This is a genomic window from Catenulispora sp. MAP12-49, assembly GCF_041262705.1.
Taxonomy (GTDB): Bacteria; Actinomycetota; Actinomycetes; order Streptomycetales; family Catenulisporaceae; genus Catenulispora.
On record NZ_JBGCCP010000029.1, the window covers coordinates 1 to 16,210 of the forward strand.

The following is a 16,210-nucleotide window of genomic DNA, read 5'->3' on the forward strand; positions in this document are numbered from 1 at the left end:
CGCTCCAGGACGTCGGCAGCAACCGCAACGTGATCCACACACCGCTAACGAGCAGCAACGCCACACGTCACAACAAGTGCGGCTGCAGTACTAGGCTTCCGCCGAGGCCGAGCCCTTTCCCGAGTTCGCGGTGGCGGTCCCGCGCGGGGACGAGGCGATCGGTGCGCTGTCGAGGCGGTTCCGCGAGACGTTCGGGATGGAGTCGGCGGCGCTGCTGGAGTGCGCCGACCCGGGCGCGTGGCGCCTGGTCGCGGCGACCTCGACGACCGGCGCCATGCTGTGCGCCAGCGCTCACGGCGACACCGTCGATCTGCGCGTCATCGACCGTGGGCCGGGCTTCCCGCCCAAGGACTTCGGACGGATCTTCCCCCGTTCCAGCGCCTCGGCGACCGGGACAACACCACCGGGGTCGTCCTCGGCCCGGCCCTCTCCCGCGGGCTGGTCGAGGCGATGTCGGGGACACTCGTCCCAGAGGAGACGCCCGGCCGCGGACTGACCATGGTGATCACGCTGCCGAGATGGACCGACAGCGCACCAAGCGCACCGGGCGCGACGTAGCCGCCGGCCGGATCGACCCGCGCCGCGCGATCCGAGCGATCAGATCAGCGCGGCGTGGGGACGCGGTCCAAGCCGTCAGCTCACCAGGCGCATCCGGTCGGCCAGCCCGGTCGCGGCGGTCACCGCCTGGACGAGGGCGTCCGGCGAAGACCAGCCGTCGCGGTGCCACACCAGCAGCAGGCGATCCTCCACACGCAGGCTCGGATGCTCCAGGAGGCGCAGCAGCGCGCTGACGCCGTCCACGCTGAACACGCCGTCGGCCTTCCCGCCCCGGTCCGGCTGGTACAACGGCTCACCACGATCAGCGTGGCCAGACACAGCCAGGCGAAATCGCGCCTGAAAGGGAAATGCAAGCCGCCGTGTGGCGAGAGGCAATGAACTCTCGCCACACGGCCGCCCTTCGTTAGTGCATTCCGTCGGCGAGCGGCCCCAGGGAGAGCGCCGGCAGGAAGTTGAGCAGCGCCAGCAGCATCGCCGCGCCTGTGGCGAGCGCGACGAAGTTGAGCCCGGAGGCGCGCAGCGTCCCGGTGGTGACGGCGACCGGCTTCTGCTCGGCCAGCCGGCCGGCCAGCGCCAGGACGAACACCATCGGCAGATAGCGGCCGACGAACATGGTCACGCACATCCCCAAGTTGTAGAACGGCGTGTTGCCGGACAAGCCGCCGAACGCGCTGCCGTTGCTCTGCGTGGTGCTGGTGGCCGCGTACACGATCTCCGACAGACCGTGCGCTCCTGAGTTGCCCATCGCGGCCCGGCCGGCCGGCAGTGCGATCGCCAGGGCCGAGGCCGCGAGGATCAGAGTGGGGGCGACCAGCGCGTAGCACACGACGTACCGCATCTCGCCGACGCCGATCCGCTTGCTGAGGTACTCCGGCGTGCGGCCGATCATCAGGCCGCCGATGAACACCGCGATCAGCACGATCATGATCAGGCCGTACAGCCCCGAGCCGGTGCCGCCGGGCGCGATCTCGCCGAGCATCATCGCGGCCATCAGCGTCCCGCCGCCGAGCGAGGAGAAGCTGTCGTACGAGGCGTTCGCCGCGCCGTCGGCCGATCCGGTGGCCGCCACGCCGAACAGCGTCGAGCCCGGGGTGCCGAAGCGGACTTCCGTTCCCTCGACGTTGCCGCCGACGGCCTGCGCCACGGTGCCGGTGTGCGCGCTCTGCGCCAGGTTCGCGCCGAGCACCAGCAGGCCGAACAGGATCCCGACCACGGTCAGCAGTGTCCAGCTGTGCTTCAGCGAGCCGATCATGCGACCGAAGGTGCGGATGAAAGCTGTCGGGATCAGCAGCATCAGCAGGATCTCGATCGTGTTGCTCCAGGCGCTCGGGTTCTCGAACGGGTGCGCGGAGTTGGCGTTGAAGAACCCGCCGCCGTCGCCGGACATCAGCTTGATCGGCTCCCACGAGCCGATCGGGCCACCGATGATCTTCTGCGAGCCCGCGCCGCCGGTGAGGGTGTTCGACAGCTGCGTCCCGTGGAGGTTCTGCTCGACGCCGAGCCCGATCAGGACCAGGCCCGCGACGATCGACAGCGGGAGCAGGATCCGGACGATCGAGCGGATCAGGTCCACCCAGAAGTTGCCGAGGTCGCGGGTGCCGTGCCGGGTCAGACCGCGGATCAGCGCCAGCCCGACGCACAGACCGACCGCCGCCGAGGCGAAGGCCTGCACGCCCAAGCCGGCCATCACCGACAGGTGGCCCATCGTGGACTCGCCGGCGTAGTTCTGCCAGCTGGTGTTGGTGGTGAAGCTGACCGCGGTGTTCAGCGCCAGCTGCCAGGGCAGTCCGGGGTGGCCGTGGTCCCACGGCAGCCGGTTCTGCAGCATGAACAGAGTGAACAGCGCTGCGATCCCGATGAGGGTGAACGCCATCAGGGCGCCGAAGTACCTGCGCCCGTCCTGCTCACCGTCCGGGTTGACGCCGCAGATCCGGTAGATCGCCTTCTCCACGCGCCAGTGCTTCGTGCCGGTGTAGGCGCGGGCCATGTAGTCGCCGAGCGGCACGTGGACCGCCACCAGCACCGTGATCAGGAAGACGATTTGGAGCCAGCCGTAGACGGTCATGTCAGCTCGCCTTCACCGGGTAGTGACGGTCCAGGTCGACGTTGAGCTCCAGGACGTTGACTGCCGGGTTGCCCAGGAAGCCCAAGGCCCTGCCTGTCGTATGGGTTTTGACCAGGTCCAGAACCGTGGCCAGCGGGAGGTGCCGCGCGTTCGCGACCCGAGGCGCCTGCAGCCGTGCGTAGGCGGGGCTGATGTCCGGGTCCAGGCCGCTGCCGCTGGCCGTCACTGCGTCGGCGGGGACGGCGGGATCGGCCGGGGCGTCGCCGCGGATCGGCGTCACCACTGCCGCGCTGTAGTCCTCGCCGGGCTTGGCGCACTCGACCTTGACGCCTTGGTACGTCGCCAGGAACGGAGTGGCCGGGCACGCCTGATTCAGGCTGACGACCCTGGTCACCGTGCCGGCGTCGCCGCCGGTGTAGTAGACCCCGAGAACGGCGCCGACGCCGTCGGGCGTGCAGTACGGCCGTGCCCCGGACACTCCCTCCAGCGCTCCGGCCTTGAGGCTGCGGGTGCACACCGTCGTCAACAGGCTCGGCTTGCCGGTGTCCGGCTGTCCGGGCGTCGGCAGGGTGTCGACGATGCTCTCCGGGCCCTGGTTGCTCGCGCCGGAGGCGGTCGGGTCCTCACCGTCGGGGCGGGTTTGGAAGTGCTGCTTCAGGGCGTCGCCCTGAGCGTCGGTGAAGCTCTGGCCGATCAGCGAGCTCCCGACCTCGTTGCCCTTGGAATCGGCGATCCGCGATCCCTCGGCCGGATGGTGCAGCCCCGGCGTGTGCGCGAACGCCGTCATGCCCAGCGGGTAGAGCAGCCCGACCACCAAAGTGAGTACTGCGACCACGCGCAGTGCCGCAAAGTATGTACGCACCGTTCTCACATCCCGGGGAGGAACTGGACGAGGCCGAGATCGATCAGTTTGATCGCCAGGAACGGGGCCACCAGGCCGCCGAGCCCGTAGACCCACAGGTTCCGCGACAGCAGGGCCGAGGGGGACGAAGGCCGGTACCGCACCCCGCGCAGGGCGAGCGGAATCAAGGCCACGATGATCAGGGCGTTGAACACCACCGCCGACATGATCGCCGACAGCGGCGAGTGCAGCCCCATGATGTTCAGGGCTTTCAGGCCCGGATACACGCCGCCGAACATGGCCGGCAGGATCGCGAAGTACTTCGCGACGTCGTTGGCGATGGAGAAGGCGGTGAGCGCACCGCGCGTGATGAGCAGCTGCTTGCCGATCTCGACGATCTCGATGATCTTCGTGGGGTCGGAGTCCAGGTCCACCATGTTCCCGGCCTCCTTGGCGGCCGAGGTGCCGGTGTTCATGGCCACGCCGACGTCGGCCTGCGCCAGGGCGGGTGCGTCGTTGGTCCCGTCGCCGGTCATCGCGACCAGCTTGCCACCGGCCTGCTCGGCCTTGATCAGCGCGAGCTTGTCCTCGGGGGTGGCCTCGGCCAGGAAGTCGTCGACCCCGGCCTCGGCGGCGATGGCCCGTGCCGTCACCGGGTTGTCGCCGGTGATCATGACGGTCTTGATGCCCATCGTGCGCAGCTCGGCGAACCGGGCGGCCAGGCCCGGCTTCACCACGTCCTTGAGCTCGATGACGCCGAGGACGCGAGCCGTGCCGTCCACGGCCTCGGCCACGGCCAGCGGGGTGGATCCGTTGGCGGAGACGGCGTCGACCACCGTCTCCAGATCGCGGGGGATCTCCCCTCCGTTCTCGCGTACCCATGCCGCGATCGAACGGGCCGCGCCTTTGCGCAGCTTGCGCTCCTGCGGGTGTTCCAGATCGACCCCTGACATCCGCGTGGTCGCCGAGAACGGAACCAGGATTCCGCCGCTGCGATCCGAGGTGGTCCCGGCGAAGTCATGTCCCTCGCGGGCGTATTCGACGATGGACCGGCCCTCGGGCGTCTCGTCGGCGAGCGAGGCCAGCAACGAGGCTTCGGCCAGGTCACGCTCGCTGGTACCGCCCAGCAGGTGGAAGGCCGAGGCACGGCGATTGCCGAAGGTGATGGTGCCGGTCTTGTCCAACAGCAGGGTGTGCACGTCACCGGCCGCTTCGACAGCCCGTCCGGACATCGCCAGCACATTGCGCTGCACCATACGGTCCATGCCGGCGATGCCGATCGCGGACAGCAGCGCGCCGATGGTCGTCGGGATCAGGCACACCAGCAGGCCCACCAGGACGACGCCGGTGACGCCGTTCGCGCTCAGCGCCGCGGAGTCCGGGGTGGAGCCGACGGCCTGCTTGGAGAAGATCGCCAATGGCTGCAAGGTGATCACGGCGACCAGGAAGACGAACGTCAGCGCGACCAGCAGCAGGTTCAGCGCCAGCTCGTTCGGGGTCTTCTGCCGCTTGGCGCCCTCGACCAGGGCGATCATCCGATCCAGAAAGCTCTGACCGGGATCGGAGGTGACGCGCACGACGATCCGGTCGGACAGGACCCTGGTACCGCCGGTGACCGCCGACCGGTCCCCGCCGGACTCCCGGATCACCGGGGCCGACTCGCCGGTGATCGCCGACTCGTCCACGCTGGCCACGCCCTCGACCACGTCGCCGTCGCCCGGGATCAGCTCGCCGACGTCGCAGACCACGTGGTCGCCGCGGCGCAGGTGCTCAGCGGACACCTCCTCGGCGACCGGGTCGGTACCGGGCCGCCAGTCGACCAGCCGCCGCGCCGTGGTCTGCGTGCGGGTCCGGCGCAGGCTGTCGGCCTGGGCCCGGCCCCGGCTCTCGGCCACCGCCTCGGCCAGGTTGGCGAACACCACGGTCAGCCACAGCCACGCGGTGATCAGGGCCGCGAACCACGACGGGTGCCAGATCGCCAGGCCCGTGGTCAGCGCCGCGCCGACCTCGGTGACGAACATGACGGGGTTGCGGACCTGGATCCTCGGATCCAGTTTGCGCAGCGCCTCCGGCAGCGCGGTGACAAGCTGTTCGGGGCGCAGAGCCCCAGCCCCGACCCGATGAGACCGCCCGATATCAGGCGGTGCGCCGAGAGCCGCAGCCCCGGGTCTGTCAGTGGTCTGGAGGGTCATCAGAACTTCTCCGGATATCGGACGGCCAAGACGAGATAGACGAGCAGGCCGACCCCGACGATCAGCCCCACGACGGTGCCGGCGCTCACCGCGCAGCCCGCCGGAACATGTGTCCGCTCATGTGCTCAGCACAGCACCGCGCGACGGTTCCGGACCCGTCCCCCAACGCGATCCAAGCGTGACCCGGGCAATCGCCAACAGGTCACAAACGCATATCGACGGCCCCGTGACCTGCATCGTGACAGCGTTCACAAGTAACGCTTGCGAGCCGTGCGGATTCGGGCGCCGATGCTCGCGTCGCGGGTCGTGTGTTCCCCGGTCGGCCGTCACCGGCTCCCGGGCGTCGGTGTGCAGCTGGACGTCAAGCAATCTTCAGACGGATCTGCACTCCGAGTTCGGCGAACCCCAAAGCGCGAGCCACCTGCTGCGACGCCGGCACGCGCGCGCGCCACTGCGGCAGCATCCGGGCTGCGACGGCATGCGCGACGGCGCTGGAGGCGGTCACTTTGGCCAGGCCTTGTCCTCGGGCCCTGGGCGCGGTGAGGATGGCCATGTGGGCGGTGGCGCGCAGCCAGGCCACGTAGCCTGCGGCGGCGATGATGTCGCGGCCCTCGCGGATGGCGAACACCGGCGAGGTGAGTTCGCCGATGCTCGCCTCGTGGCGTTCCTCGGGGCTGCACTGGTTTTCCAGAGCCTTGAGGTCGGGGTGGTCGGCGGGAAGCTGTTCGACAGCAGGACCGGATGAGGGGCGGAACGAGTCCGATGCGAGATAAGCCAGGGTCACGGGCCCGAGCATCTCGCCCGCAGGAAGCACCTTGGCGGCCTCCGACGGATCACGGAGCCGTTCCGGCGGGCAGTCGGCGAGTGCCGTGCGGACTGCGTCGGCGGTCGCGTCATCCGGGGCCGTTCCGATTCCGGCGCCGGCCAGCAGCACGAGGCCGACCCATCCCGGCGGGCACATCCGCGACCGAGGGGAGGTCACGATGCTGATTCCGTCGTCCGGGAAGACGACAGGGGATGCGGCGATCTGGGCCCACATTTCCCGTACGCTCGGGAGGATCTGCGAATCCGGCATGGATCGATCTTGGCGAAGCGGCTCCACGGGGGAAAGCGGCGACTCGTGAGCGGTGGGTTTGCGATGCCTTGGCCGACCGCGGGCCGCCGCTGGGACGTCGTCATCCCGGCCGCACGCTGAGCTGCTCGCCGGCCCCGTCCCGGCGCCGGGTTAGGCTGACGCCCATGTCGCGCACCCGTCTGTACCGCAATGGCGTGCTGGAAGCCGAGAACTTCGACCCCGCGCAGATCTCCGAGCACCTGGCCGATCCGTCCTCCGTGGTGTGGTTCGACTTGTGCGAGCCCACCGAAGAAGACCTGGCCGCGGTCAGCGAGGAACTCGGCCTGCACCCGCTGGCGGTGGAGGACGCCGTCCACGAGCACCAGCGGCCCAAACTCGACCGCTACGCCAGCCACCTGTTCCTGACCGCGTACGCCGTCGACCTGGACGAGGTGTCCGGGCAGCTGGTCAAGCACGAGGTCGCCGCGTTCATCACCACCGGCGCCCTGGTCACCGTCCGCAAGACCGAGGGCTTCCGGATCGACAAGGTCGTCGAGCGCTGGGATTCCTCCCCGGACCTGGTCAAGTACGGCGTCGGATTCCTGCTGTACGGGCTGCTGGACTTCGTCGTCGACACGCACTTCGACGCCGTGCAGACCCTCGACACTCAGATCGAGGCGCTGGAGGAGCAGCTGTTCGACGGCGAGCCGAAGGACAGCGAGATGCAGCGGCGCACCTTCGAGCTGCGCAAGTCGCTGGTCACCCTGCGCCGGGTCGTCATGCCGATGCGCGAGGTCGTCAACGCCGTCCTGCGCCGCGACCTGCACATCGTCGACCCCGAGATAGTGCCGTACTTCCAGGACGTCTACGACCACGTCCTGCGCGCCACCGAGTGGACCGAGTCGCTGCGGGACCTGATCACCGCGATCTTCGAGACGCACCTGACGATCCGCTCCAACCGGCTGAACGTCATCATGAAACAGGTCACCAGCTGGGCCGCGATCATCGCGGTGCCGACCGCCGTCACCGGCTTCTACGGCCAGAACGTCCCCTACCCCGGCTTCGGCACGCACACCGGGTTCTGGACCTCCACCGGTGTCACCATCGGACTGTCCGTGATCCTGTTCACCGTGTTCCGCCGCAAGGACTGGATCTGAGGCGCGGCCCGGTCCCGGTGTCCCGCGTCCCGGCGTCAGGCGAGTACGGCCACGGCCGTGGTGACGTCCTCCTCGAGCGCCTCGGGTGACGACCAGCCGGGCGAGCGCCACAACAGCAGGCGTCGGCCTTCGGCCCGCATGCTGAACGGTTCGGCGACCCCGGTGAGCAACGCCGGCGCGTCCGGGGCGAGGACCATGCGGTCGTCGGTGCGGTCCGGCGTGTAGGTCTCGAAGCGCTCGTCGAACGCCGGGGTGCCGGTGCGGATCCGGTGCTGCGGCGGTGCGTCGATGACCCAGGCCGTGGCGAACGCGGGCCCGTCGCGGACCTCGACGCGCTCGACGTCGTGGTCCAGGCTCACGAGCGCCACGCCGTAGCGGTGGGTCTCGCCGTTGTAGTGGCAGGTGTACGAGCCCGTGGACACCGGCATGTCGCGCACTGTGCCGATGAGGTCGTCCTCGAAGTTGTGCGCGGTCCCGTAGTGGAAGGGGGGAGCGTGTTCGGCGGCGATCTCGTGCTCGATGTCGGGCGAGGCGGTGAAGCCCTCGGTCTGGACCAGGTCGCGGGCCAGCGCGTGCGCCTGACGGCGGGCCCGCCAAGGGCCGATGCGCGGGGCCGTGACGATGAGGGTCGCCAGAGCGAGGAACAGGATGATCGGGAGGGCGTATCTCATGTCTCCTCCTGGGAGGATCTCTCCTGCAATAGTACGCGGTATGCCCGGAATCAACGGGTTCGCGCGGCGCTCGAACACTCGACGAGATTACGTGGAATTTCGCGAAATAGACCCGGGCCGATCTCGATCCGGCGCCCTTGAGCGCCCGACCCGGCCGTACAGCAGGCTGACCAGGGAGACGGCGCACCAGACGCCTTCGAGCATCGTGAACCCCCACTGGTGCTGCGCGACCGCGATCTCGCACAGCACCCCCGACCCGGCGGCGTTGAGCACCAGGTAGCCCAGGGACTTCTGGCCTGCCTTCCCGAGCTGGTTCAAGGTGAACGCCGCGAGGATGCACAGCGCCGCGCCGATCTGTATCAGCTCTCCCACGAGGCTTCTCCCACCGAGGGGGCCGTCTGCGGAAAGAAGTTCGGGCACACCAGCGTCGGCTCGTAGCGGCGGTCCCAAACCGGAGTGGCCGATCCGCCGATCGGTGGGACGATGAGCTCCCAGTGCGCCGCGGTGTCCCGGCCGGCAGCCTGCTCGCGCTGTTCGTGCCGGACGAACTGCCGGGTCGCGAAGTGGTGGTCGATCACTGACACACCGGCCTGCTCGAAGGAGTGGATGACGGCCGCGGTCAGCTCGACCAGCGCACGATCCTTCCACAGCGTGCGATCTGTCCTGGTGTCCAGGCCCATCCCCCGGGCCACTTCCGGGAGCATGTCGTAGCGGCCGGTGTCGGACAGGTTGCGAGCCCCGATCTCGGCGGCGGTGTACCAGGCGCTGAACGGCGCCGCGGTGTAGTCGACACCGCCGATGCGCAGGCACTGGTCGCTGATGCTGGGGAAGGCGTGCCACTTCAGGCCCAGGTCGGCGAACCAGTCGAGGGTCGGGTGGGTCAGCGGTATCTCGTGGACGACGTCGGCCGGCAGGTCGAACAGCCTCGGGGGTTCGCCGGGCATCTGGATGACGATCGGCAGGACGTCGAAGCGTCCGGGCTTGCCGCGGTCCCAGCCCATCGCCGTGAACCGCTCGGTGAGGTCGGCGGTCTCCGGGTCGCCGAGCACCGAGCCGTCGGCCTGGCGGTACCCGGCGTACCGGACCAGCTGCGAGTTCCAGATCCGGATGCCCTCGCGACCGGGCTCGCGAGGCGCGAAGACGGTCATCAGCAGGCGCACCCGGCCGCCGTCGAAGGCTTCGCGCAGCTGTTGGACCAGCGCGGCGAAGACCTCCTCGGCGGTGGTCAGATGACGCATGTCGCAGATCGCCAGCGCCTTCCAGTAGAACTTGCCGATACAGCGCGGAGTGTTGCGCCAGGCGATGCGGGCTCCCCAGCGCAGTTCCTCGACCGTGTGCCGGTAGCTGCCGGTGGCCTGGATCTCGGACCGGACCTGGTCGATGCGGTCCGGGGCAAGGCTGATTCCCTCGGAGCGCAGTTGCAGCAGGAAGTCCTCAGCCTCCGTGGTGATGTCGGGCATGGAACCGCGCTGGGGCTTGTGGCCCGCGGCGGGGCAGGACGGCGAAAGAACGTTGTCAGCACTCACGTCAACCTTGCCTTCTTACAGCGAGAGCATTCGGTAACCCGGAAGTTACAAGGAGTTCCGCCCTCGCGGAAGATCGCTCATAGCGATCGCATAGGTCGCATATGACAATCAAAACCCTGCGGGAGTGAGAGTGAGGTCATCTCACGGCAGGGACCAGTACGTGCCGCCCGTTCCGTCGACGTGGACCACGTGCCGACCGACGCGGACGATCTGCGCGCTCGCGCTGAGCCACGCGCCGCCGGCGCAGCCGTCATCCGGCAACGGCCGCCAGACCTCGAAGAACGTACTGCCGTCAGGATTGGTGCCGGTCTCGATGAGGTGGTCTCCGGCCACAGCCAATCGCCCCACGTCCTCCCCCGGCGCGCCGACCTCGTGGCGGAAGCTCACGGCCTCGCCGTCGAAGGCGGTGGTCCCGGCGAAGCCGCGGCTGTCCGCGTAGAACTCGCCGATCTGAAGCCAGACCGCCGGCCCCTCGTCACGCAACGGACCGCCATTGCGGCCTATCCCGAGCCGCGTCCAGGCACCGCGTGCAGGAACGTTCATGTGAGTAAGCCTTATCCACGCATCGTCTTAACACCCTCGCGAACAAGAAAGCACGCGATCACGAGTGCCGCGACCGGGTTGCTCCACCACCACCCCCACCAAGATTGGGCCCCGGCGCCAGCCAGCGCGACGAGCGCCAATGCGGCCCCCGCAGCGCTGAGCACACCATCACCGCGCAGCGCCACGCTTTCCAACTCCCGAGCCAAACGCAACTTGTACACGCCCAACCCGGGCAACACGACCACCGACGCGGCCAGAAGGATCAGCGCGACCGGTTCAGCGCGAGCCGCCGACCCGGCGGCCAACACAGGGATCGCCTGCACCCCCACGTAGGCGGCAGCGGCCACCATCGCCGCTCCCACTGCCTTCGCCGCGACCCGTTCAACGCGAGCCGTGCGCGCAGCACTGCTTGGGTGGCGCAACTCGGTCCGCAGGCGCCAGACCAGCACCGCGGAAGCAGACCCGTCGATCACCGAATCCAGGCCGAAGGCGACCAGCGCCAACGCCCCGCTCGCCAGCCCGGCGACCACCGAAACGGTGCCTGCCAAACCAGCCCAAGCCACGGACAAGGCGCACGCAACCACGGCTCGACCCACCTCGGAGGTTCTCTCGGGTAGCGCAGCAGTCACGGCGGCCCAGCCCAGTGCGAAACGATCAGCGCAGGGAAGCCGGGCCGTGTCCCACACGCCCAGCCCGATCGCAACGCGCGGCAGATCGGCTTCGCTCCCCTGAATTCGTTGATCCAGGCCCGGCGAACGTGCCTCACCGTGCCTCGAGTTCGTCGTCGAGGATGTCGAACAGTTCCTTCGCGGTGGCCTGGTGGAGGTCGCCGGTCCCCGCCGGCCGGTCCGCCGCCGCCCAGACCGCGGCCAGCGAGCGCAGGCGCGCCGCGATCCGGGTGCGTTCGGCCTCGTCCGGTCGTGCCGAGGCCAGGGCGGACTCCAGCGCGGCGAGGTGTTCGTCCACGGACCTCGGTGCCGACTGCGCCAGGAGCTCGGCTCGCAGGTGGTCGGTCAGGGCTCTGGCCGAGGGGTGGTCGAAGATCAGCGTCGCGGGCAGGGGGTGGCCGGTCGTGGCGCTGAGCCGGTTGCGGAGCTCGATCGCGGTCAGCGAGTCGAATCCGAGGTCCAGGAAGCCCTGGTCGGGGTCGATCGCCTCGGCCCGCTCGTGGCCGAGCACGAACGCCGCGGTGCTGCGGACCAGTTCCAGGATGGCTCCGTCCAGTTCCTTTCCGGACAGCCGGGTCAGACGGGACCACGCCGTATCCGGACCGCCTCCGCCGCTGCCGACAGTGCCGTCGTCAGCCTCGGCACGCCGCCCCGGGGCCCGGACGAGCCCGCGCAGCATCGCCGGGATCCCTTCCGGACCGGGTCGCACGGCTGAGGTATCCAGGTGCATCGGCACCGTCATCGGCCGGCCGCTCAGGAGAGCGCGGTCGAACAGTGCCAGCCCCTCCTCGACGGACAAGCCGAGCACGCCGGAACGCGCCATCCGGATGACGTCGGTCTTCGACAGCAGGGCCGCCATCCCGCCGGACGACCACATGCCCCACGCCAAGGACAGGGCTGGAAGACCCCGGGCGCTGCGATAGTGCGCGAGGGCGTCCACGAACACGCTCGCCGCCGCCCAGTTGGCCTGGCCCGGAGCGCCGAGCGTGCCGCCGCCGGAGCCGAACAGCACGAACGCCGTGAGGTCGTAGTCGACAGTGAGCTCGTGCAGGTGCCACGCCACATCGGCCTTGGGCCGCAGCACGTCGTCCATGCGCTGCGGAGTCAGGGCCGTCAGGACGCCGTCGTCCACCACGCCCGCGGTGTGCACGACGCCGCGCAGTGGCGCGGCCGCCGGCACCGAGGCCAGCAACCGCTTCAGCGACTCACGATCGGTCATGTCGCAGGCGGCCACCGTGACGTGCGCGCCGAGTTCGGTCAGTTCCGCGTGCAGGGCGGCCGCGCCGGGGGCTGCGATCCCCCGGCGTCCGGCCAGCAGCAGGTGCCGCACGCCGTGCTCGGTCACCAAGTGCCGGGCGATGTGCCCGCCGAGTACGCCGGTGCCGCCGGTGACCAGGACCGTGCCGGCGTCGTCGAACCGGACCGGCGGCACCGCTTCGGCTTCCGAGGCCTCGCCCCGCGCCAACCGGGGAACAAGGATCCCGCCCTCGCGCACGGCCAGGCCCGGCTCCCCGGCGCGCACGGCGGCGAGCACCGCGGCCACGGGGACGTTCGCACCGTCGATGTCGAGCAGGGCCAGCCGCCCGGGATATTCGAGCTCTGCCGTACGGATGACGCCCCAGACCGGGGACTGGACGAGGTCGGCGATCCCCTCCCCCGGGACTGTCGCGATAGCTCCCTTAGTGACGAACACGAGCCGCGAGGAGGCGAAGCGCTCGGCGGTCACCCAGGACTGTGCCAGTGCCAGTGCCCGATTCGCTGCGGCGCGGGCGGTCGAGGCGACGTCAGGAGGCTGTGCCGGTGAAGTGACGCAGGGGACGAAAACGAACTCCGGCGCCGGTCCGGCTTCGGCGGCCGCGGTCAGCGACGGCCAGTCCGCATGCCGCCGCACGACACCGTTGACCGACTCGATCGCCGCGGCCAGCCCGAGGCCGTCCGTACCCAGGACCGCGCATCCCGGTACCGCCGGAAGCGGGTCGCTCCCGGTCCACGGACTCCAGTCGACGTGAAACAGGTGGTCCTGGTTCGAGGTGGGCTCCAGGCTCTGCGGGCCGACGGACATCCCGACATCGGTCCAGTACCGCTGCCGCTGGAACGCATACGTGGGCAGTCCGACTCGACGCGCACCGCTGCCCGCGTAGAACTCCGACCACCGCACCTCGGCTCCATGGGCGTGCGCGAGCGCGACGGCAGTGGTCACCTGCCCGGCCTCCGCACGATCCCGGCGCAGCACCGGAACGAAGGCGGCGCCATGGGCATCGGCCGCGTCGGCCAGGCAGTCCCGCGCCAACGCGGAGAGCGACCCGTCCGGACCGAGCTCGATGAATCGAGCGACGCCCTCGGCTTCCAGGCTCCGGATGCCCTCGCTGAACCGGACGGTCTCGCGCACGTGCCGGACCCAGTAGTCGGGAGTGCACAGCTCGTCGGCTCCGGCCAGCCTCCCCGTCACATTCGACACGACGGGGGTGTCCGGCGCCGAGTAGGTCAGCTTCTCGGCCACGGCGCGGAAATCGGCGAGCATCGGGTCCATCGAAGGTGAGTGAAAGGCGTGGGAGACCCGCAGTGGCCTGACCCGGTGCCCCTGCTGGACGAGTCGGGCCGTGACGACCTCGACCGCGTCCCGTTCGCCCGAGACGACCACCGACCGCGGGCCGTTCACCGCCGCCACGGCCACATCCGGCGGCAGCACGGCCCGGACCTCGTCCTCGGCGGCGGCGACCGCGCACATCACCCCGCCGGCCGGCAGCGCCTGCATCAGCCGGCCCCGGGCCGCGACGAGCGTGCAGGCGTCGGCAAGCGACCAGACGCCCGCGAGGTGCGCGGCGGCGAGTTCGCCGATCGAGTGCCCCGCGAGGAAGTCCGGCCTCATCCCCCACGATTCCAGCAGCCGGAACAAAGCCACCTGGATGGCGAACAATGCCGGCTGCGTGAAGCCCGTCGCATCGAGCGCGTCCGCATCGGTGTCGATCACTTCCCGGAGCGGGCGGTCCAGATGCCGGTCCAGTTCGGCGCACACCTCGGCGTATGCCCGCGCGAACACGGGATACGTCCCGGCCAGTTCAGCGCCCATACGCGGGTGCTGCGATCCCTGGCCGGAGAACAAGAACGCGGTCAGCCCGGCCGGGCGGGCGACGCCCCGAACCACTGCCGGGGACTCCACGCCCTCGCCGACAGCGCGAAGCCCTGCACGCAATTCGTTCCCATCCGCCCCCAGGATCACCGCGCGATGCGCAAAGGCGGACCGCGTGGTCGCCAGGGAGAAGCCGACATCGACCGGCGCCGGCTCCTGCTCGTCGTCCAGGAACGACGCAAGCCGCGCCGCCTGCGCCCGGAGCGCTTCAGGGCTGTGCCCGGACAACAGCCACGGCACGGTTCCGCCGGGCAGCCCCGTGCGCTCCGCCACCATCGCTTCGGAAGCCGGTGTAGCCACGGCAGCCGATGTGTGTTCGAGGATCACGTGGGCGTTGGTGCCGCTGATCCCGAACGACGACACTCCAGCGCGGCGCGGCTGCCCGGTCTCCGGCCACACGACCGGCTCGGTGAGCAGTCGGACCGCCCCGGCCGACCAGCCCACTTCCGGCGAGGGCTCGTCCACGTGCAACGTCCTGGGCAGCACACCGTGCCGCATCGCGAGGACCGTTTTGATCACCCCGCCGACACCAGCTGCGGCCTGAGCGTGCCCGATGTTCGACTTCAGCGAGCCCAGCCAGAGCGGACGTTCGCGCTCCCGGCCGTAGGCGGCGAGCAGCGCCTGGGCCTCGATCGGGTCGCCGAGCCGGGTGCCGGTGCCGTGCCCTTCCACCGCGTCCACGTCCGCCGGCCGCAACCCCGCGCTCCGCAGAGCCTGCTCGATCACCCGCTGCTGCGACGGACCGTTCGGCACGGTCAGGCCGCTGCTGGCGCCGTCGGAGTTGACCGCCGAGCCCCGCACCACGGCCAGCACCTCGTGGCCGTTGCGGCGCGCGTCGGAGAGCCGCTCCAGCAGCAAGACGCCGGCGCCTTCGGAACAGCCGACGCCGTCGGCCGCGGCCGCGAACGCCTTGCAGCGGCCGTCCGGGGCCAGACCACGCTGCTCGCTGAAGTACACGAACATGTCAGGTGCGGCCATCACCGTCACGCCGCCTGCCAACGCCAGAGAGCACTCGTCCCGGCGCAGCGCCTGCATCGCCAGATGGAGCGCTACCAGGGACGACGAGCACGCAGTGTCCACGCTCACCGCGGGGCCCTCCAGCCCCAGGGTGTAGGCGATCCGTCCGGACACCAGGCTGCCGTCGCTGGTCCCGGCGCCGTAGTCGTGGTACATGACGCCCGCGAACACCCCGGTGCGACTGCCCCGCAGTGAAGCGGGAACGATTCCGGCCCGCTCCACCGCCTCCCACGAGGTCTCCAACAGCAGCCGCTGTTGGGGATCCATGGCAAGGGCCTCTCGCGGAGAGATCCCGAAGAACGCCGGGTCGAAGTCCGCCATCCTGTCGACGAATCCGCCGTGCCGGGAGTAGCTGGTACCTGGTGTACCCGCCTTCGGCTCGTACAGCGAGGCGAGATCCCAGCCTCGGTCGTCCGGGAACAGCGAGATGGCGTCGCCACCGTCACAGACCAGTCGCCACAGGTCCTCCGGCGACGCCACGCCGCCCGGATAGCGGCACGCCATCGCCACGATCGCGATGGGCTCGGTGAACCGATCGTTCTCCCCGCGCAGCCGTTCGTTCTCCAGCAGGCTCCGGCGGAGAGCCTCGACGACCTTGTCCGCGGCAGGGGTCTCACTCATGCTGACCTGTTTCGGAGGGCACATCTGATCGTCGGCCGAGGGCGGACACCGGGACAACCCCTATCGCGGCTGACGGTTCAAGGCGCGATAGGGGCTCTGGAGTGCGGATAGGGGTTGGGAGCGGTACCGGGCGTGCCTAGAGTTCGAAACTGATCTATGGGTTCGGC

Annotated in this window: 13 protein-coding genes and 2 pseudogenes; 2 read left to right on the forward strand and 13 right to left on the reverse strand. The window is 70.0% G+C overall.

The features are described 5' to 3' along the window. Positions 1-90 precede the first annotated feature (90 nt). The gene (locus ABIA35_RS36750) at positions 91-276 is read right to left on the reverse strand and encodes a hypothetical protein (protein WP_370361035.1); all 186 of its coding nucleotides are present in this window, start codon (positions 274-276) and stop codon (positions 91-93) included. On the opposite strand from ABIA35_RS36750, the pseudogene ABIA35_RS36755 reads away from it, so the two are divergent. Beyond that, positions 275-558: pseudogene (locus ABIA35_RS36755) on the forward strand (sensor histidine kinase); the annotation flags it as partial. The gene ABIA35_RS36750 and the pseudogene ABIA35_RS36755 sit on opposite strands and share 2 nt — an antisense overlap. Positions 559-633: 75 nt before the next feature. On the opposite strand, the gene ABIA35_RS36760 reads toward ABIA35_RS36755, so the two are convergent. The 6 genes from ABIA35_RS36760 to ABIA35_RS36785 all read right to left on the reverse strand — a co-directional run bounded on the left by ABIA35_RS36760 (position 634) and on the right by ABIA35_RS36785 (position 6,731). Next, a complete protein-coding gene (locus tag ABIA35_RS36760) occupies positions 634-846 on the reverse strand; it encodes a hypothetical protein (RefSeq protein WP_370361001.1) in 213 nt (70 codons plus the stop codon). A gap of 115 nt (positions 847-961) precedes the next feature. Continuing rightward, positions 962-2,623 (reverse strand): potassium-transporting ATPase subunit KdpA, encoded by a 1,662-nt coding sequence (gene kdpA, locus ABIA35_RS36765; protein ID WP_370361002.1) that lies wholly within the window; start codon positions 2,621-2,623, stop codon positions 962-964. 1 nt (position 2,624) lies between these two features. Next, complete coding sequence (locus tag ABIA35_RS36770; RefSeq protein ID WP_370361003.1) at positions 2,625-3,494, reverse strand: potassium-transporting ATPase subunit C; 870 nt, start codon at positions 3,492-3,494, stop codon at positions 2,625-2,627. Then, positions 3,491-5,656 carry a potassium-transporting ATPase subunit KdpB gene (gene kdpB / locus ABIA35_RS36775; protein ID WP_370361004.1) on the reverse strand — a complete coding sequence of 722 codons (2,166 nt, stop codon included), beginning with the start codon at positions 5,654-5,656 and terminating at the stop codon, positions 3,491-3,493. The genes ABIA35_RS36770 and kdpB overlap by 4 nt, the downstream gene beginning before the upstream one ends. Further along, positions 5,656-5,745 carry a K(+)-transporting ATPase subunit F gene (gene kdpF / locus ABIA35_RS36780; RefSeq protein WP_370344813.1) on the reverse strand — a complete coding sequence of 30 codons (90 nt, stop codon included), beginning with the start codon at positions 5,743-5,745 and terminating at the stop codon, positions 5,656-5,658. Before kdpF ends, kdpB begins: the two co-directional genes overlap by 1 nt. Positions 5,746-6,017: 272 nt before the next feature. Then, the gene (locus ABIA35_RS36785; RefSeq protein WP_370361005.1) at positions 6,018-6,731 is read right to left on the reverse strand and encodes a GNAT family N-acetyltransferase; all 714 of its coding nucleotides are present in this window, start codon (positions 6,729-6,731) and stop codon (positions 6,018-6,020) included. A 164-nt stretch (positions 6,732-6,895) separates the two neighbouring features. On the opposite strand from ABIA35_RS36785, the gene ABIA35_RS36790 reads away from it, so the two are divergent. After that, a complete protein-coding gene (locus ABIA35_RS36790) occupies positions 6,896-7,867 on the forward strand; it encodes a magnesium transporter CorA family protein (protein ID WP_370344815.1) in 972 nt (323 codons plus the stop codon). A 35-nt stretch (positions 7,868-7,902) separates the two neighbouring features. Here ABIA35_RS36790 and ABIA35_RS36795 read toward each other — a convergent pair whose 3' ends face one another. The 6 genes and pseudogenes from ABIA35_RS36795 to ABIA35_RS36820 form a co-directional block, all read right to left on the reverse strand. Next, complete coding sequence (locus ABIA35_RS36795) at positions 7,903-8,538, reverse strand: hypothetical protein (RefSeq protein ID WP_370361006.1); 636 nt, start codon at positions 8,536-8,538, stop codon at positions 7,903-7,905. A gap of 87 nt (positions 8,539-8,625) precedes the next feature. Further along, complete coding sequence (locus ABIA35_RS36800) at positions 8,626-8,910, reverse strand: hypothetical protein (protein ID WP_370344817.1); 285 nt, start codon at positions 8,908-8,910, stop codon at positions 8,626-8,628. Next, the gene (locus ABIA35_RS36805) at positions 8,898-9,998 is read right to left on the reverse strand and encodes a nitric oxide synthase oxygenase (protein WP_370361007.1); all 1,101 of its coding nucleotides are present in this window, start codon (positions 9,996-9,998) and stop codon (positions 8,898-8,900) included. Before ABIA35_RS36805 ends, ABIA35_RS36800 begins: the two co-directional genes overlap by 13 nt. A 207-nt stretch (positions 9,999-10,205) precedes the next feature. Further along, positions 10,206-10,607 (reverse strand): hypothetical protein, encoded by a 402-nt coding sequence (locus ABIA35_RS36810; protein ID WP_370361008.1) that lies wholly within the window; start codon positions 10,605-10,607, stop codon positions 10,206-10,208. 11 nt (positions 10,608-10,618) lie between these two features. Continuing rightward, entirely contained in the window at positions 10,619-11,293 is a 675-nt protein-coding gene (locus ABIA35_RS36815; protein WP_370361009.1) for a cation transporter, read from the reverse strand. 76 nt (positions 11,294-11,369) lie between these two features. Next, positions 11,370-16,016 (reverse strand): annotated as a pseudogene (locus ABIA35_RS36820) (SDR family NAD(P)-dependent oxidoreductase); the annotation flags it as partial. Between the last annotated feature and the right edge of the window lie 194 nt (positions 16,017-16,210).